The 18,519-nt window shown below is 44.5% G+C and carries 17 protein-coding genes; 10 read left to right on the forward strand and 7 right to left on the reverse strand.

All coding sequences use genetic code 11. The annotated features are described in order from the left end of the window. The first annotated feature begins 375 nt into the window (after positions 1 to 375). Positions 376 to 591, forward strand: coding sequence for a hypothetical protein (locus IE104_RS17055; RefSeq protein ID WP_229838065.1), 216 nt, complete (start codon positions 376 to 378; stop codon positions 589 to 591). A 6-nt stretch (positions 592 to 597) separates the two neighbouring features. On the opposite strand, the gene IE104_RS17060 is transcribed toward IE104_RS17055, so the two are convergent. The 3 genes from IE104_RS17060 to moaA all read right to left on the reverse strand — a co-directional run bounded on the left by IE104_RS17060 (position 598) and on the right by moaA (position 4,392). Continuing rightward, entirely contained in the window at positions 598 to 2,472 is a 1,875-nt protein-coding gene (locus tag IE104_RS17060; protein ID WP_189420773.1) for a putative bifunctional diguanylate cyclase/phosphodiesterase, read from the reverse strand. A 269-nt stretch (positions 2,473 to 2,741) separates the two neighbouring features. After that, entirely contained in the window at positions 2,742 to 3,254 is a 513-nt protein-coding gene (gene moaB, locus IE104_RS17065) for a molybdenum cofactor biosynthesis protein B (RefSeq protein WP_189420775.1), read from the reverse strand. A gap of 127 nt (positions 3,255 to 3,381) precedes the next feature. Further along, positions 3,382 to 4,392, reverse strand: a complete 1,011-nt coding sequence (moaA, locus tag IE104_RS17070; protein ID WP_189420777.1) for a GTP 3',8-cyclase MoaA — start codon at positions 4,390 to 4,392, stop codon at positions 3,382 to 3,384. Between the two features lie 590 nt (positions 4,393 to 4,982). Here moaA and cobA point away from each other — a divergent pair. From cobA to IE104_RS17120, 7 genes are all read left to right on the forward strand, one after another. Beyond that, on the forward strand, positions 4,983 to 5,825 hold the full coding sequence (gene cobA, locus IE104_RS17075; RefSeq protein ID WP_189420778.1) for a uroporphyrinogen-III C-methyltransferase: 843 nt from the start codon (positions 4,983 to 4,985) through the stop codon (positions 5,823 to 5,825). 51 nt (positions 5,826 to 5,876) lie between these two features. Next, positions 5,877 to 8,414, forward strand: a complete 2,538-nt coding sequence (gene nirB, locus IE104_RS17080; RefSeq protein WP_373298528.1) for a nitrite reductase large subunit NirB — start codon at positions 5,877 to 5,879, stop codon at positions 8,412 to 8,414. 64 nt (positions 8,415 to 8,478) lie between these two features. Next, complete coding sequence (nirD, locus tag IE104_RS17085) at positions 8,479 to 8,811, forward strand: nitrite reductase small subunit NirD (protein WP_189420779.1); 333 nt, start codon at positions 8,479 to 8,481, stop codon at positions 8,809 to 8,811. A gap of 80 nt (positions 8,812 to 8,891) precedes the next feature. Continuing rightward, complete coding sequence (cynS, locus tag IE104_RS17090) at positions 8,892 to 9,437, forward strand: cyanase (protein WP_229838066.1); 546 nt, start codon at positions 8,892 to 8,894, stop codon at positions 9,435 to 9,437. Between the two features lie 150 nt (positions 9,438 to 9,587). Continuing rightward, entirely contained in the window at positions 9,588 to 11,366 is a 1,779-nt protein-coding gene (locus tag IE104_RS19085; RefSeq protein WP_229838068.1) for a hypothetical protein, read from the forward strand. A gap of 82 nt (positions 11,367 to 11,448) precedes the next feature. Next, on the forward strand, positions 11,449 to 12,246 hold the full coding sequence (locus tag IE104_RS17115; RefSeq protein WP_189420780.1) for a c-type cytochrome domain-containing protein: 798 nt from the start codon (positions 11,449 to 11,451) through the stop codon (positions 12,244 to 12,246). Further along, positions 12,230 to 13,354 carry a hypothetical protein gene (locus IE104_RS17120; RefSeq protein ID WP_189420781.1) on the forward strand — a complete coding sequence of 375 codons (1,125 nt, stop codon included), beginning with the start codon at positions 12,230 to 12,232 and terminating at the stop codon, positions 13,352 to 13,354. The genes IE104_RS17115 and IE104_RS17120 overlap by 17 nt, the downstream gene beginning before the upstream one ends. Positions 13,355 to 13,402: 48 nt before the next feature. Here the strand turns inward: IE104_RS17120 and IE104_RS17125 are convergent, their stop codons facing one another. From IE104_RS17125 to IE104_RS17140, 4 genes are read right to left on the reverse strand one after another with little or no spacing between them, the layout of a single operon-like run. Beyond that, the gene (locus IE104_RS17125; protein ID WP_189420782.1) at positions 13,403 to 14,629 is read right to left on the reverse strand and encodes an alginate export family protein; all 1,227 of its coding nucleotides are present in this window, start codon (positions 14,627 to 14,629) and stop codon (positions 13,403 to 13,405) included. A gap of 11 nt (positions 14,630 to 14,640) precedes the next feature. Then, positions 14,641 to 15,318: a leucine-rich repeat domain-containing protein gene (locus IE104_RS17130; RefSeq protein ID WP_189420783.1), complete on the reverse strand. Its 678-nt coding sequence runs from the start codon at positions 15,316 to 15,318 to the stop codon at positions 14,641 to 14,643. A gap of 33 nt (positions 15,319 to 15,351) precedes the next feature. Next, a complete protein-coding gene (locus IE104_RS17135; RefSeq protein ID WP_189420785.1) occupies positions 15,352 to 16,071 on the reverse strand; it encodes an anti-sigma factor in 720 nt (239 codons plus the stop codon). Continuing rightward, the gene (locus IE104_RS17140; RefSeq protein ID WP_189420787.1) at positions 16,068 to 16,631 is read right to left on the reverse strand and encodes an RNA polymerase sigma factor; all 564 of its coding nucleotides are present in this window, start codon (positions 16,629 to 16,631) and stop codon (positions 16,068 to 16,070) included. Before IE104_RS17140 ends, IE104_RS17135 begins: the two co-directional genes overlap by 4 nt. Before the next feature lie 230 nt (positions 16,632 to 16,861). Here IE104_RS17140 and IE104_RS17145 point away from each other — a divergent pair, with 230 nt between their 5' ends. Further along, positions 16,862 to 17,350 (forward strand): GNAT family N-acetyltransferase, encoded by a 489-nt coding sequence (locus tag IE104_RS17145; protein ID WP_189420788.1) that lies wholly within the window; start codon positions 16,862 to 16,864, stop codon positions 17,348 to 17,350. A 430-nt stretch (positions 17,351 to 17,780) separates the two neighbouring features. After that, positions 17,781 to 18,434: an energy transducer TonB gene (locus tag IE104_RS17150; RefSeq protein WP_189420789.1), complete on the forward strand. Its 654-nt coding sequence runs from the start codon at positions 17,781 to 17,783 to the stop codon at positions 18,432 to 18,434. The last annotated feature ends 85 nt before the right edge of the window (positions 18,435 to 18,519 follow it).

The following is an 18,519-nucleotide window of genomic DNA, read 5'->3' on the forward strand; positions in this document are numbered from 1 at the left end:
GGATTGGTGCGGGGTAAAAGATGTTATCGATGTAAAGTTTGGTAAGTCGTTTTTTCACTATAAGAACATCAATTTCTCGTTGGAATTTCCAGGTTATTGAAAATACGAAAGAAAAGAATAGAAGCGTCAACTCGTTCCCCTGCCGATAACTTCTTTAAAAATTCATTTATTGCTAAGGCTTATATAGCTAGCCTTTTTCGCGTGGCATACAGAAGTAAACGGTCTAGCAACTGTGCTTGAATATCTTGCGGCTGCGCTATGCTTTATAAACAGTTAGTGTTTCAGATTCACGGCGAGCATGCCGTGCGTTTATTTAATTATGGTGTTCGGAAGCACAAGCATCCCGCTAAGGCTGTAGACTAAGGAGCAATTGAGATGAAAAAAATAGCACATCAAATGGGTGTTGGAATTGAGCTTGCGCGTACAGATGATCTCCGCGCAAAACTTATGGCAGAAATTGCTGAGTACCAATGTCAACAGGATGCTTTAAAACTTAACGGCAACTACGTTAATTTTACGATGATTCAAACCTATAAAGAGTTGATTGCGGCGCGCCGCGAAATGCTCAAGCATTTGCCGACCACGTATTAATAAATTTTAAGCATGTTTCGGAATTGCGGCTAGCTTTGCGTTAGTTCGCTCAAAATAATTATTGCTACGCGTTTTGTAAAGGTTGTGCCAAGGCATCACTTGTTCAAGTGGCATAGGTTGGCTAATGACGTAGCCTTGTAACTGATCACAACCTAAAGCCCTTAAGCTTTCCAGTTGATCATCGTTTTCTGCGCCTTCTGCCACCACTAATAAATTTAATGCGTGGGCGATAGAAACAATTCCACTCACAATATCTCTGTCGACTTGATTGTGCGGTAAATCGGTGACAAAAGATCGGTCAATTTTTAATGAGTTGAGTGGCAAATATTTTAAATAGGTTAGCGAAGAATATCCTGTACCAAAATCGTCTGCTGCAACACGCACCCCTAATTCCTGGCAGCGTAAAATAATTCTGCGCGCGCGTTCCATATCATCCAGCATTGCTGATTCTGTAATTTCAACAATCAATGAGTGACATGCATCTGCATATTGTGTGTGAATTTTATGGAGCTCTTGCAAAAACGAAGGATGTAGAAAATGCCTTGCTGAAATATTGATGTGGATATCGTGAAAAAAATCCTGGGTTTTCCATTCTGAAATTTGTTGTGCTGATTTTTGCAAAATCCAATTGCCAAAGCGAATTTCCAAATCGCCGCGGGCCGACTCAATAGCTTTTATAATCGGTAAGGCGCCCACTAATTGGCCATCTGCTTTTTGCCAGCGAACCAGGCTTTCATAGCCTATAACGTGCTTGTTGCGCAACGAGATAATGGGTTGATACCAAAGGCAGATTTCATCTGAATCCAGTGCGTTTTCAATATCGACCGCAGAAATCGATTTTTCGCTTTCACTAGTGGCAATGCGCGACGCAAAGTTAAACCTGTCACCACCTTCTTTTTTTGCGGAGTACATGGCCGCATCTGCTTTGCGCAGCAGAGTATTTGGTTCGGTGCCGTCGACGGGCGAAAAAGCAATTCCAACACTGGCAGAAATTCGCCCGCGTTTTCGGCCTTTGCCAAAATGAATTCGCAACGCCTGGATAAAGCGAGTGGCCAGAATAGCTAAGCTATGCTCATCGCACTCTGCAATAATTAAAAATTCATCGCCCCCCAATCGACCAATACAATCGCTCTTGCGCACCACATCGCGCAAACGATTCGCAGCATCGCGCAGGATATTATCGCCAACTTCATGGCCCCATTGGTCGTTAGCAGTTTTTAATCCATCCAGATCGATAAAAAATAATGCAAAGCTGCGATTGTGCCGTGCAAGTTGATCAGCTTTTTGATCAAGAAATTGCATTATGCCGTGGCGATTGTTGAGTTGGGTGAGTGGATCTATGCTAACCAATGAGCGCAATTGTTTTTCCAATTGCTCGCGATGACAAGCTACTGCAATTTGGCTGGCAATTCGTTCGGCCAATAAAAATATTTGTGGCGGAATAACATCTGCGGGTTCGCTGAACCAGGAGGATGCCAGCACGCCAATAACCTGGTCCGAGGATATTAAAGGAATAACAAAGTTGGCGGCCAATCCACCTTTAATGAGATCTGGCATTGCATCCATGTCTTGCGAATAGTCGCGTACATAAATGCTGCTTTTTAATTTAAGCGCGCGCCCGGCTATACCTTCATTTGCAGGAAAGCGCATGCCTTTGAACGGGTTGAGTCGTTCTTCTTGCGCGCCTTCGAATAAATGGTATTCAAAAAATTCGCGCCGCTCATCCAATAAAATTAAAGCTGCGCCGTCGGCGTTCAATAATTTACACACCGATGTGGCTGCTTTTTTAAAAAATATTTGGAAGTCTTGCTCAAGTGTGAGCGCGTCCATGGCTGCCAATAAAGCTGGGACTGTAGCCTTTCCCAAGAGAAAATCGTTCATAGCAATGTCTTTTTCAAGCGTAAATTTCATACGCGGCAAATGTAAATAGCAAAGACTTTGCCAAAACCATCAAATAGTCATATTTACCACGATAATTTTGTAATCGATGACATTTCTAAATGAAAATGCCACTTAATGGCACAAAAAGGCGACCCAAAAGTAAATAAAGGAGGATTGAAAAATTATTGAGTAAATTGCGCGGCTGCAATAGCGCGCATAAAAATAAACTTGTGCACCACATAAATGCGCACAAGTTTAATGGGAAGATTTTATTGAATTCGTAATTGGCCTACAAAATTACACGGCTTATGGCGGCTGTCTAATTGTTCGGCAATAATTTTTTCCCACGCAGTAACGCAAGCACCAGTCGATCCCGGTAGGCAAAAAATTAGCGTGCGGTTTGCAAGGCCTGCGGTTGCGCGCGATTGAATGGTAGAGGTTCCAATTTCGTCGTACGAAACCTGGCGAAACAATTCACCAAAGCCCACCACCGTTTTATCAAACAAAGGTGTAACTGCTTCAGTGGTGCTATCGCGACCTGCAAAGCCGGTTCCGCCAGTAATCAAAACAACTTGTGCCTGCTTATCTGCAATCCATTGTGAAACAACGGCGCGAATTTGATAAATATCATCAATCACTAAATTACGGTCGTGCAATGTGTGGCCGGCAGCCGTTAATAAATCTTGCAGCTTTTGGCCTGAGGTATCTGTCTCCAGCGAGCGGGTGTCGGATACGGTGAGGATGCAAATATTCAGCGGTTCAAATTCTTTTTGGGATGACATGGAAATCCTGTGATAATTAATGACGACGCTTTCTCTCAGCGTTTAAAAAAGTTGGCGGTTTAGTAGGGAGTCGTCATCCCCGCTACGCGAGGATGACGACTCCCTGTTTAACAAATGCTGTTAGGCTTTACCCCCCCGTCACACTCATAAATCGCAATATTTGCGGCTCATCTGCTAAATCAAAATCATGTTTTTCGGGTTTATGCACAATCGCCTTTAGTAGGGTTTCGCGCAAGGTCAGCTCCGGGGTAGGGCTGGAGCGCATGGCGCTGCGCAAATCGGCGCTGTTTTCTTGTCCCAGGCAGAGGATTAGCTTGCCGGTTGCGGTAATGCGGACGCGGTTGCAGCTGCTGCAAAAATTCTCGGAGTGGGGCGAGATAAAGCCAACCCGTGACCCGAAACCTTCGGCCTGCCAGTATCGCGATGGCCCGCCGGTCGTTGTTGAGCTGGGCTTCAAAAGAATGTGTTGCGCAATTTGTACCCGCAGCTCCGCACTGCTTACAAACTCCGCTGCTCGACCATGCCCATCTACCTTGCCTAGCGGCATTTCCTCGATAAAACTGATATCAAGCCCCTCGTTTAACGCAAATCGCACCAGCTCGGTCGCTTCATCGGCGTTGTAGTGCTTGAGGGCAACGCAATTGAGTTTAATGTGTTGGAAGCCCGCCCGCTGCGCCGCCTTTATGCCTTCAAATACTTGGTTGATATCACCAAAACGGGTTAGCTGCCTGAAGCGTTCCGGGCTGAGGGTATCCAAGCTGATATTGATGCGATCTACGCCTGCATCTTTTAATGCTTGGGCGTGCTTGGCGAGGTGGGTGCCATTGGTGGTAAGGCAGAGTTCCTTAAGTTGCGGGATTTGCCCCAGGTTTTGCATTAATTCGATAATTCCGCCGCGAATCAAGGGCTCACCACCGGTAATTCGCAACTTGGTGACGCCCAGGTCACACAGCGTTTTTCCCAATAACGCCAACTCTTCTATAGAAAGTACTTCTGTTCTCGGCAAGAAAGTCATGTCTTCCGCCATGCAGTAAATGCAGCGTAAGTCGCATCTATCTGTCACCGACAGGCGCACGTAAGTAATGGCGCGGCCAAAACTATCGACGAGGGCGGGTGATATAGATGGTATGGAGTGCATGGCAATATTCGTATGGGTGATTGCTTACTTTATAGCGCTATCGGGAGCCACTCAAGTTACACCTGAGCAATAAACTATTTCTATTTTCGATCTAATAGTCTGGGCTTGAGGTTCTTGAGCACTTATCAAGCCAAGCATCCAGCCTGGATACTAAATTTCATGCTCCAAAACGGTGAATTTGGCATATCCAACCCGAAATTTGCAAATCAATTAGGGTGAAGCTTGGTTAAAGATGGTTAGCGAATATGGCCGGTTGAGATTTTTTACATCAAAAAATTAAAAATGCATTTTTATGGATCACTGTGCACCATTACTTTGTTTTATATGTGTGCATAACGAAAAAATCAAAAGATATATTTTTGCTTTCTTATGGCGCGCGCATGCACCAATAAAAATCACGCGCTCTTCTTTGTTCTTCCTGATTTGAATAGGGAAGAGCCTGCATACTTGCGAGGCTCGTTGATTAAACCTATGAAATAAAAGGGTTTTATTTTTAGCTTTACGCATTTTTTTACATTGGCACTGCGCTTGCACAATCCCTTTCATGCAAACCTGGAGAATTAATCCAGGTAAACCTGAAAGGTGCCACTATGAAACATACCGTCACAAATACCAAAACATCCACGCCTATCAACGGTCGTGTGAATGATTTGCACAAGCCACGCTCAGCGCGTACGGGCAAAGTGTGGTTGGTTGGCGCCGGCCCAGGCGATGCAGATTTGTTAACCGTAAAAGCACTGCGTGCAATTAACTCTGCCGACATCATTTTTTACGATCAATTAGTCAGCGAAGAAATCTGCGCACTCTTTCCCAAAGATACGCCTGCGCTCTACGTCGGCAAAGTTAAAAACAACCACAGTATTCCCCAAGAAGATTTAAACCAATTGCTCGTTAATCAAGCGCAATTGGGTTTGAACGTGTGCCGCATTAAAGGTGGCGATCCTTTTGTATTTGGTCGCGGCGGTGAGGAGTTGCTAGAGCTGCGCAAAGCAGGTGTTGAGGCGGAAGTAGTTCCAGGTATTACCTCTGCATCGGGTTGCAGCACATATGCGGATATCCCTCTGACTCACCGCGGCATTGCACAAGGTTGCACTTTTGTAACTGGTCATGCCGAAAAAACTCTCGACGTAAATTGGAATGCGCTCGCGCAATTAAATCACACCCTGGTGTTTTACATGGGTCTGACTCGCGCTGGCGATATTTCTGACAACTTATTAGCAGGCGGGGTGGCGGCAGATACTCCGGTAGCGATTATCGAAAACGGTTGCCGCAAAGACCAACGCGACATTATTACTGATTTGGCAAATTTCCCGGTTGCGGTGTTGCGTGAGAAAGTGAAATCACCAGCGCTGATTATCGTTGGCAAAGTTGTGAACATGAAAGAACAGTTACAAGTTGAAGCCTGGATTAAAGAAGCTCAGCTATCAGCTTAATCAAATTTATTTTTAGTTAAACCAAAAAGCGTTAAAAAACGTGAGGCAATTATGAAGAAGCGTATTGTTGTAGTCGGTAACGGCATGGTGGGTCACAAGTTCATCGACAATTTGGTGAACCACGCTGATGCTGCAAATTATCAGGTCATTACTTTCTCGGAAGAGCCACGTTTGGCATACGACCGCGTTCAGTTATCAAAATATTTTTCTGGTTCAACTGCTGAAGATTTGATGCTGACCAGCGAAGATTATTACAACGAAAAATCCGTTGAATTTATTTTGAAAGATAAAGTAGTTGATCTCGATCTTGAAAACAAAGAAGTGATCACTGCTTCTGGTCGTCGCGAAGGCTACGACAAATTAATTCTCGCTACAGGTTCATTCCCATTTGTTCCACCAATTCCCGGTAACAATGGCGAGCACTGCTTGGTATATCGCACTATCGAAGATTTGGAAGCCATTACCGCTTCATCTGCAGTAAGCAAAGTAGGTGTAGTTGTTGGTGGTGGTTTGTTAGGCTTGGAAGCGGCAGCTGCATTGAAAGCGGCTGGCCTTGAAACTCACGTGGTTGAATTTGCTCCGCGTTTGATGGCAGTTCAATTAGATGAAGGCGGCGGTAAATTATTGCGCCGTAAAATTGAAGCAATCGGTGTAAAAGTTCATACACAAAAAGCAACTACTGAAATTGTTGCAGGTACCGAAGCACGCTACCGCATGAACTTTGCTGATGGCAGCCATTTAGAAACCGATATGATTTTGTTCTCTGCCGGTATTCGCCCGCAAGATGAACTCGCACGCAAGTGCGGTATTCAAGTTGGTGACCGCGGCGGTATCGTTGTTGATAACAACTGCGTAACCTCTGTGCCAGATGTTTACTCAATCGGTGAATCTGCGCTTTGGAATAATCGTATTTACGGTTTGGTTGCACCGGGTTATCACATGGCGAAAGTTGCTGTGTCGCACATCACTGGCGGCAATGAGCAATTCACCGGCGCCGATATGAGTACAAAATTGAAATTGTTGGGTGTGGATGTAGCTTCTGTTGGCGACGCACACGGCAATACCCCAGGTTCATTGAGCTACACCTACAGCAACGATGTAGAAGAAGTTTACAAACGCATTATTGTTTCTGCAGACAACACAAAATTATTGGGCGCGGTATTAGTAGGCGATGTAGAAGCCTACGGTACTCTGCAACAAATGTGCGTAAACGGAATGGATTTACCGGAAGATCCAAACGGTTTGATTCTGCCTTCTGTTGATGGTGCAAGCCACGGTATGGGTGTAGACGCTCTGCCAGAAACTGCGCAAATTTGTTCCTGTATGGACGTGAGCAAAGGTGCAATTTGCTGCGCAGTGCAAAACGGCGCAAACACCATGGGCGAAATCAAAGCCATCACTAAAGCATCAACTTCTTGCGGTGGTTGTACTGCACTGGTTAAGCAAATTATGGATGCCGAGTTGGTGAAACTCGGTGTAGAAGTGAGCAACCATATTTGCGAACACTTCCCACACTCACGTAAAGAGTTGGCCGACATTGTTCGCATCAAAAAAATCAAAACCTTCGACGAATTGTTGGATGGTCACGGTAAAGGTTTGGGTTGCGATATTTGTAAGCCGGCGGTGGGTTCAATCCTCGCGTCTTTCTGGAACGAATATGTTCTCGACAAGAAACACATTGGCTTGCAAGACACCAACGATATTTTCCTTGGCAATATGCAAAAAGACGGCACCTACTCGATCGTGCCACGTGTAGCCGGTGGTGAAATTACTCCTGAGAAATTAATTGTTCTCGGTCAAGTAGCCAAAGATTACAAGCTCTATACCAAAATCACTGGTGGTCAACGTATAGATTTGTTCGGCGCGCAATTGCATCAATTGCCAGCTATTTGGAAAGTTTTAGTGGAAGCCGGTTTTGAAACGGGCCAAGCCTACGGTAAATCTTTGCGTACTGTTAAGTCGTGTGTAGGTTCTACTTGGTGCCGTTATGGTGTGCTCGATTCTGTGGGCATGGCGATTCGATTGGAAGAGCGCTACAAAGGCATTCGCGCACCGCACAAAATTAAATTTGGTGTGTCAGGTTGTACCCGTGAATGTGCGGAAGCTCAAGGTAAAGACTTTGGTGTAATCGCCACTGAAAGCGGTTGGAATTTGTATGTGTGCGGTAACGGCGGTATGCGTCCACGCCACGCTGATTTATTTGCAACAGGTTTGGACGATGAAACCCTGATCAAATATATCGACCGTGTAATGATGTTCTACATCCGTACTGGTGATCGTCTGCAACGTACTTCGGTATGGCTGGAAAATATGGAAGGCGGTTTGCCTTACCTGAAGAAAGTTATCATCGACGACAAGCTTGGGTTAGCGGCTGAGCTGGAGCAACAACTGCAAGAAAATATCGATCAATTCCAATGTGAGTGGAAAACCACTGTGGAAAATCCTGAATTGCAAAAACGCTTCAAGCACTTCATCAACTCAGATGACCGCGATGACAATTTGGCTTATGTGTTGGAGCGCGAGCAAATTCGTCCAGCGTTTAAAGATGAGCGTGCCAATAAAATTGATCTGGTTGAGTTAGTTGACTAAATATTGCGGCTAGGTTGGGCATGCGTGCCCAGCTTAACATCGAAAAGATTATGTGAGAAAAATCATGAGCGAAAAAACCTGGGTAAATATTTGTAACGAATCTGATTTGTTTGCTGACACTGGTGTATGCGCCAAAGTTAAAGGTCAACAAGTTGCTATTTTTAAATCTCGTCGTTTGGGCGAAGTATTTGCAATCTCTAATTACGATCCAATTGGCGAAGCTAATGTTTTGTCACGCGGTATTCTTGGTTCAATCGGTGAAGCAATTGTAGTTGCATCACCTTTGTACAAAGAACACTACAACTTGCGCACCGGTGAATGCCTGGAAAAACCGGAATACTCAGTAACCGTTTATCCGGTAAAAGTAGAAAACGGTGTAGTGCAAGTTCAAGCGTAAGTTTTTTCGCGGCAGATTTGTTCTGCTGTTCCCCTCTTCTTCGACTGCTTCATGAGTCGTTTTATGGGCAACCCTTTGGGTTGCCCTTTTTTATTGCCGCAAAAAACTCTGGCGTATTAATTGCTCGTGTTGATTTGGATTTATTTAATTTCCGTTCATCTATCATCCATCGCGGGGGCGCTATGAATCGCAACGACATTACAGAAAAAATTATCGCTACTAAAGTATCCAAAGGCATTAAATGGTGCGACGTCGCCCAAAAAGTGGGCTTGAGTAAGGAGTGGGTTACGGCGGGGTGTTTGGGGCAGATGACATTTAGTGAAGCCCAAGCCGCTATTATTGGCGATATTTTTGAGCTTTCAACGGAAGAACAAAAATGGTTGCAGGTTGTTCCCTACAAAGGTTCACTGCCGACAGCTGTTCCAACAGACCCACTTATCTATCGCTGGTATGAAATTGTGAGTGTCTATGGCGCAACCATTAAGGAATTGATTCACGAAGAATTCGGCGATGGCATTATGAGCGCCATTGATTTCAGTATGGCTATAGTGCGTGAGCCAGACCCAAAAGGTGATCGTGTAAATGTGGTGTTGTCAGGAAAGTTTTTACCTTACAAACAATATTGAAAAAGAGGCGCATAATGCGCCTCTTTTATTTGTTGCCTGTTTAAATTAGCGACATAGATTTAAAAATTAAAATATTTTTTAGCTGGCCTGCAACTATCCATTAAAGTAATCCGTAAGTCCCTTCGCAAAATAACCGTGGAGGGTTTGGATATGTTTTTTTCTTTTGGTTTTTCAGCTAAGGGTCTTTGGTCCGCGTTTCCTGCAATCGTGTTTTCATTTGTCGCTTTAAGTAGCTGCGGCGGTGGTGGAGGTGGAGGTAATAACAATACGGGTGGTGATAACCAGTACCCCACATCTTCAATGGCAGCGACTAGCAGTTCAGTGGCTTCCAGTTCTTCGAGCAGCTCTTCTGAGCCTGCTACTAGTTCGAGTAGTAGCAGTTCAAGTAGCCTTAGCAGTTCTTCAGTTTCCAGCAGTATTGCGGTGGAGGCGTCGCCCATTACTGATGGCGATAGCGCAATGGGCGAAGTTTTTGTCGCTAAAGGCGGCGTGAATGTTTTAGTGAATAACAATAATGTTATTAGCCTCGCAGCGCAAAACCGCGCGGGAATGACGCTGTATATTTTTGATAAAGATACAATTGGTGCATCCAATTGCACTAGCGTGCAATGCATGACTAACTGGCCACCATTGATTGCCGATGATAACGCGGTCGCAGAGAAGCCGCTCACCATAATCACGCGCGGTGATGGCCATAAACAATGGGCGTTGCGCGATAAACCGCTCTACTTTTTTGTGGGTGACAATGCCGCAGGCGATGTGAAAGGCGAAGGCGTTGCGGGTGTGTGGCACGTTGCGGGTTATATTCCCGTGCAAATGAGTCAATCAATTTTAAATGCAGCTGATGGAGATTATTTAGTCGCAAGTGGCAAGGTGTTGGTGGGAATGCCAACAGATTCTACGAATACCGCTTTCGTAAGCACTTATCTGGATCGCGATGCATTTAGTCTCTACACATTTGATAACGACACTTCTGGAGTATCCAATTGCAACGGCGGTTGCCTCACTGCCTGGCCACCATTATTGGCAGATGACGGTGACGAAGCTACAGCGCCTTATTCCATAATTACTCGCGCTATGGGAACTAACCCTGCTGCAAAACAGTGGGCATATCACGGCATGCCTTTGTATTTTTACGTAGGTGATACAGCTGCCGGTCAAACGACAGGGAAGGCATTACCTAAATGGCATCTTGCGCGTCGTCTGCCAGTAAAAGTTGCTGCAAGTACAACGCAAGGTTCTTATCTTGCTGCATATGGATTAGTAAAAACCGCCACTACAGTGAATAGTGCAGAAGAGATAAGTGCAAATCCGCGTGATGGTTTTGCACTCTATACCTTTGATACTGATACAGCGGGCAGCAGTAATTGCTCGGGCAATTGTTTGGTGAATTGGCCCGCGCTTATGGCTGATGACGGCGCTGTTGCACAGCCACCTTACACATTGGTTGCGCGTGCGATCGGAAAATTCCAGTGGGCGCTCAATGGTATGCCGCTCTATCTTTTTTCTGGTGATACCAAAGCGGGTGACACCAAAGGGGATGGTGTTGCAAATGTATGGCATTTAGCGCGCACGGCTCCGGTTATCACAAAACAACATTCGTCCGGTGCGTTGTTTGTTGCGCACGGAAATCTGGTGACTGCAAACGGTGCTGCTGACAATGCGCATCAAAATTTCACGCTCTACACCTTCGATCAAGATACTTCCGGTGTTACCACATGCTTTAACGGTTGCCTCACTGTGTGGCCTGCACTTTACGCAGCTGCAGATGCAAAAGCTTTTGGTGATTTTACGCTGGTGGAGAGAGGTGCAAATACAGGTGTGAAACAGTGGGCCTATAAAGGCAAGCCTTTATATTTCTACGTAGGTGATACCGCCGCTGGCGATGTAACAGGCGAATACACCGATTGGCGAATTGCACGGCCATAACAACGATTCTAAAAAACGTAGCGGTGCTAGTGGTTAATCATAGCGCCGCTGCATTTCAACAATAAAATCGTTGGAGGTAAACGTGAAAAATATATTCACTCTTCCCATGGCTGCTTTTATTTTGGCGAGTTGCGGTGTTGGTTCTGGTGAAGGCTTGAATGATCAAGGCTTGCCAATTAAATCGAATGATAATCCTAATACAACAAATCCCGAAGCAACGCTTACTCATATCCAGGAAACTATTTTTGGTGCAATTTGCGCGCGTTGCCACACAGGTGCGGCCGCGCCGCGCGGTTTGCGTTTGGATTCAGAAGAAAATAGTTATGCATTTTTAGTAAGCCGCGCAGCCGATGAAAAACCGGAATTGTTGCGCGTTAATCCCGGCAAGCCTGATGAAAGCTATATGGTGAAAAAAATCCAGGGAGACGATGACATAGTTGGTGGTCAAATGCCTTTGGGCGGACCCTATCTCAGCAAAGAGCAAATTACCTTGGTTCGCGATTGGATTGCTAATGGTGCACCGCGCACAGGTACTGGCGGTAATACCAAAGTGAGTCAACAAAAAAGCCGTGTATCAGATGCAGATCATTTTATTGCGGATATTCACTTCAGTCGCGCATTGCAAGCGGATGCTTTCTTACAAAATTCCGTTCAGGTTTCCCTGATAAATAATTCAGGGGAGCTAATGGATACAAAAAATTTCAGCATTACCTTTGCCGAGCAGAATTTGCATCTGGATGTTGATCTGGCTGCACAAGAAGCTGTTGCGGTTGACGTGCGCATTACTAATACAAATGTGCTCGATAGCGAAGGTAAAGCGCTGGATGGCGATAACGATGGAATTGAAGGGGGGGATTACCACCATGTATACCCACTCTAAAAAAATGCTGCTAATCAAGCTCTGCTTTTTTATATGTAGCATTTTTCTATTCAATAGCACATTTGCCGAACCCTATTTAGCCTTTAAAAATAATCTGCCCTGTTCTGCATGCCATATTAATCCCATAGGTGGCGGAGCACGCAATACCTACGGGGCTTACTATGGCACTAACGTGTTGCCGCAAAACGGTGGAAGTCCGATTTTGTTTGACGCAGGAAATTTAAGTGAGACTTTTCGAATTGGGGCTAACTTTCGCGCTAATTATGAGAAGACAGATTTTGATAAAAATTCCGCTGTTCAAACCACTGAAGATTCACGCGGATTTCAAACCCAAACCGGGCAAATATATATAGTGTTCCAGCCGAAGGATTCGCGCTTCAGTTTATACATTGATGAACAAGTCGCGCCGGGCGGTGCACTCAATCGCGAAACGTTTGTGCTGGCAAAATTAATAGATAATCACTATCTGAAAGCTGGAAAAATAATGTTGCCTTATGGCATACGCTTGCAGGATGACAGTGCGTTTATTCGCCAAGCCTCAGGTATTAATTTCAACAATAGCGATAATGGTGTGGAGCTAGGGTTGCAATACACTCACGCAATTATTAATCTTGCGGTAACCAATGGTTCATCTGGCCTGACTAATGACGATAAACGCATGCAATATTTATTGCGCAGCGAATATATCGGTAACAACTGGCGTGCAGGTGCAAGTGCCATTATGAATGACGCCGAATTGGGGCACCGAACTATGTACAATATTTTTGGTGGCTTTAATTGGTTGGGTTTTACGTTTTTAGCGGAGGTTGATCAGATTAAGGATGAATCCGTAAGCCACGTTCCTGGTGCTTATGAAACCCAGCGCGTCAGTTTCTTTGAAGTCAATCGTGAATTGTTTAAGGGATTGAATTTAAAACTAACAACCGAATATCTTGACCCGGATACTCACATCAACGAAAACCAGCGCAATCGCCATTCGTTATTATTGGAATACACGCCCTTTGCGAATATACAAATTCGCGGTGGAGTAAGGAGTGGTAAAGACATTCCACAACGAGTTCAGGGAAATTATTCTAACGTGTTTGCGCAAGTGCATTTTTATTATTGATTTTTTAACCTCCTCTTCTCCATGCAGGGAGGAGAGGAAGAAATCAAATCACAAATTATACGTATAATCCAAATACATCTTCTTCACATGATTATGCGGTTCAAACCAATCTTCCGGTTCAAAATACGCAAAGCGCAAAGACACCGCATGTTTTTTTGCAGGCTTAAATACAACATCTATATCCGCTTCATCGCCTAATTTTCTGCTGCCATCATATTCGTGGAAAACGTGGTAGCGCGCATCTATACGAAAAGGTGATGCACGCCAGAGTAAGCGCAATGACGCATCTTCAACACCGCTGACGATAGGTGTTCCAAACCGATTTGCCCAGCCCATAAAATCGTAGAGCGATCCTAGGGGTGTAATAAAAGGAATATTATTTTTTGCCCCCATAACTTCATAGCGACTACTTAGCTCCACACTATTAACACTAATTCCAGCGTCCAACATATAGTAAGGCACTTGCACCGCGTTAGAAATTTCTGTGCGTTTCTGCGTGGCTGCTTCAGCTTGCAGGCGATATTTAAATTGGTCGCCTTTAACATTAAAACTGTAGCTAATGCCGGTCGTATTGTTTGAATCGCTGATTAAATCCTGGTTGCGGATGGCATAATGGTAAGCCACTAATTGTGAATAATCCCATTCATTCCATTCAAGGTGAAGCAAATGGGTTTTGTGTTTGTGGTCGCCAAGTAAATATTCCGGGCGCTCTGGTTTTTCCCAATTTTTATTGTAATCGACATCGTAAAAATCCTTGTCAGCTTTATCTCCAAAAATACGGTTTACATTAAACACATAGGCGTAATTCAATACCGAATTGCTTTTTAAACTAAAGCGGCTGCTCACTGCATCAAAAGTCTGTTCGTTTTGCCAGAGTGCATTACCGCCGATAAATCGTTGTGAGTCATAGGCAAGTCGCTGGCGGCCAAGATCAAACTTCATATCATCGAATTTAAGCGTGACAAAAGCCTGGTTGAGATCTGCACCCGGGGCATCTGCAATCATGGTGTGTTCGTTAAAATGCAGACCGTCACTGTGATCATCGGGCAAAAAACTTTTGACGTAATCTACTTCAACAAATGAAGAGAAAACTTCATTCCATTGTGATTTCAGATTTACGCGAAACAGGGTGGAAATATCTTTGCCACTATTACCATCATTCACGTCGGCGTAGCGAGTCCGGTTAGAAAAATTAAATTGCTGCGTGCTGTCTGCAAAGACAAGTGTGGTTAGGGAAAAACAAATGGCCGAAGCCATGAACGGAAACAACTTCATGCGCTAGTGTCCTATTGGTGCCAATCGCGGGTATTTCCATTATGCAGAAAGGTAACGCCTTTCAGTTTATCCATGTCTTCATAGAGTTTATCGGGCATGGGGTTTTGGCGTACGTCCATATAATTCATTTTGGGTAAGCGATAAATATCTATAGTGACCATTTTGTTGTCGAACATATAGATTTTTTCCAATGCGGGTAAATCCTTGTAAATAAAATCTGTAATCTGGTTGTTGTTGGCTTTAAAGCTTTTCAAGTTGGGCAAGTTGCTTAAATCCAGTGTGCTCAATTGGTTTCCAAATGCAAAAAAACTTTCCAGTGCCGGGTAATCTTTCAGCTTAAGTTGTGGTAATTTGTTTTTGGCGATATTGAGAAAGTTGAGTTTGGGTAAATTCAGCGCCGGAAAACTTGAAAGGTTATTGTTGTAGAGCGATAGCTTTTCAATATTGACGAATTGTTCAATGCCTTCCACCGATGCAATATTTTGGTTGTGGCATTCCAGCGCAGTAAATTCGGTTGCCGTTTGCCAATGATTTTTATCGGCTGCTTGCTGCGCACAGTTGCGCAAATTATCATCTTTTAAAGCCAGCTCAAGAGCAATGCAAGGTGCACAGCTCAAGCCATAAAAAAATCCGCCAATAAAAAACACGCGCTTAAGAAGCGCGCGTTGGTATTTTAAAAAGATTGTCATTATTAATCCTGTATCAAGTGACCTTCCCTTGTGCTATAAAATTTTGGTCGTCTTGTCCAAAAATACGCAAGCACCTTTGGCCAGTATTTTATCGCTGGGTTCATCTATGGCTGAACCGCCAGCTTCTTCTTCAGTGAGCCACAGGTAAGCTGCGTCGCGAATTAAATGCATATGGGTATCGGTCAGTGCTAATTGCGCATCGCCACCTTTGGTAAAGACCGCAAGCGAACGTATTTGGCCGTCATTGCGCGAGACTGCCCATAGTTGCAGATTTTTTTCGGGCGAAACATTTATTGTTTCCCATTTTAGCCAAAGTGTTTTGGCATTGGCGGCAGTAAGCGCGGTTAAAAGCGGTGCACCTTTTTCATCAGCCAGTACAGCAACATAATCACTGTTGGGTTGCGCTGATTTATGCGTCGGCAACAATAAAACTCCGCACAGTAAAAGCAGGCTGAAGGCAACACTTGCAGCGGGCAACCAACTAATTTGCCACCAGGGTTTACGCGATTCAGTCGCGCTGTTGGTGAGTTGTTTTTCAATGGCTTTCCAGGTTTCGGGACTTGTTGGGCGCTCTTCGTGAATGTCGCTCATGGCGATCAATTCCTCCTCCCAAAAATTCACGCGGCTTTGCAATTCAGAATCGCGCGCTAATTGTTCGGCAAAAACTTTGCGTTCCTCACCGCGCATAACACCGGTCACGTAATCAAAGGCGAGTTGGTCAAGTTCTGTGTCTCTGGCGGTCTTGTCGTTCATACCGCCTCCAAACATTGTTTAAGGCGTTCAGCGCCGCGATGCAACCAGGACTTCACGGTGTTGGTGTTGGTAGAAAAAGTCTGTGCAATTTCTTCGCGCGATTGGCCGTGCAAATAAGCCAGCTCAATACTGCGCTTGATGTTTTCACCGAGAGTGGTGAGGCAGCGATGGATATGAAAATTGAGCTGGGAATTTTGCACTTCGGCCTCGGGGCTATTGTTGCCGGGGATAGCTTCTATCACTTCATCATAGCCGAAGCTGGTGAATTTTTTCTGGTGGCGCTGCTCGCTGTCGAGTTTATCCAGCGCGCGATAGCGCACTATGCTAGCGAGCCAGGTAAGCGGTTTGGCGAGGTGTGGCCGGTAACTTCCAGCATTATTCCAAATCTGCAAAAAAGCTTCTTGCAAGGCATCGGCTGCCGCTTCTTCAGAGCGCAGAATGCGATAGGCCACCGCATTTAAATAGGGACCTACTGTTTCAAACAGGGCTTTGAGTGCCGCTTGGTCGCGCAGGGCGCAGCGACCAATCAGGCTGATTAATTTGTCTTCTCGCGTATCCATAATGACTCTGAGTGAATTCCTGCCAAAGGGATTGCCGGGTCAGTATAAAGCATCAACCTAACCGGTTTTATGTTCTATACGGAATGAAAGAAATAAAGTTGCAGCGTACGAGAAAATAATGTCCTAGCTTAATTAAGCATTGAGGCTAATGCAGCCTTGATGCAACAAGGTTTTGGCGGATATAGTGAAGGATATCTTATAGAGTCAACCGCAGTCATTTTGAGGGAAACATGCAGTCTGAAATTCAGGTCATACAAGCTGATTTACATAATCCGCAACATGCGAGTGCGCTTATATTCTTGTTAAACGAATATGCTAAAGATGAAATGGGCGGCGGTGAAGAATTAAAAGATTTTGTAAAAGAAAATCTGGTTGCTTCATTAAAACACCGCCCCGGTGTTCATGTGGTGCTGGCGTTTGCGGATAGCAAACCTGCTGGTTTGGCAAATTGCTTTGAAGGTTTTTCAACATTTGTGGGAAAACCACTATTGAACATTCATGATTTTGCCGTAGCACCAGAATTTCGCGGTAGGGGCATTGCAAAAAAATTAATGGAAAAAATTGAAGAAATAGCTCGATCACTCGATTGCTGCAAAATCACACTGGAAGTATTAGAGGGAAATAAGGTTGCGCAAGCCGCATATAAAGCCTGCGGATTCGCCGGATACGAGCTTGATCCTAAAATGGGACGCGCTATGTTTTGGCAGAAAAAATTGTAGCCATACGGAAAAGATGATTAAACCTTCACTATTAAAGTCGCATCCTAAAATAGCTGTGCTGACAAATGTTGATTTTTATGTCAAATAAATCAGATATTTAACGGGGCGCATACCATTGGTTTAGATGTTAACCGGTTACTTCGATCTGTTCTTGTATTCTTTGAAGGAGTCTCGTTAGAATAAAGCAATTATAAAAATGAACGGGATTTTTAAGGCAATGTTTGCGACTTCATTGAAAGTGTTCTCGATACACGCTCTTTTAAAAGTAGCTGTGTGTCGCTTAATAGCTTTCCCTCCAATAAAAATCTCAAGTTACATTTCATTCAACGTGTGTGGCTGGTTGGTCCAGAAAATTATTTCGCCCAGCCATTTTGCAATGTTGCTCATTAAGTGCGAGCGAATATTTCGAAACTCTTAAAGGGAATTATCCATGTCCTATTATCAACCGCGAAAGGCTCGGCAGCGAGCGACTGGAATTGCGATTGTTGTTGTCATGCATATTCTATTGATTTATGTATTGGCTAACTCTTTGGCGGTTTTTAGCAAGCACAAAATAGTAGAAGCGATTGAGACTGAAATTGTAGAGAATGATCCGCCTGAAGTTGAAATACCTGTTCCTGTCGAGCCTTCAGAAATAAAAACCTCGGTCCCCGATTTTGTTTCGCCGCCAACCCTTGGTTTTGAAGCGGAAGCAACACCTGCAAATAACGCGATACAACATGTTCAGCATACGGTTGTTACCGAAAATCCAGCTTTTGTTAAACCCAGACGATCATCCAAAGGTTTGACGCATCCAAAATACCCTGAAGATGCCGCGCGTTTAGGTGAGCAAGGAACGACAGAGCTTAATTTAAATATTGCTGAAAGCGGTGATGTTGTAGATGCAAAGCTGATTCTGTCTAGCGGATCTACCAGTTTAGATCAGGCAATTATGACCCACGCTTTACGTCACTGGAAATTTACACCTTGTATGGACAATGGGCAGCCTGTTGCGTGTTGGCATCCATTCACGTTTCAATGGAATATTGAAAATGCCAAGAAAAAAGGCACATGGAAATCTGTTGTGGCTGCAAAAAGCGAATAATTCTATTTCCTATGCTCCATTCCGGCGACAGATAAATTATTTTAATCAGCGGCCATTTGCCATTTGCAAGTTCCAATTATAAATC

The sequence above is a fragment of the Cellvibrio zantedeschiae genome, assembly GCF_014652535.1.
Taxonomy (GTDB): domain Bacteria; phylum Pseudomonadota; class Gammaproteobacteria; order Pseudomonadales; family Cellvibrionaceae; genus Cellvibrio; species Cellvibrio zantedeschiae.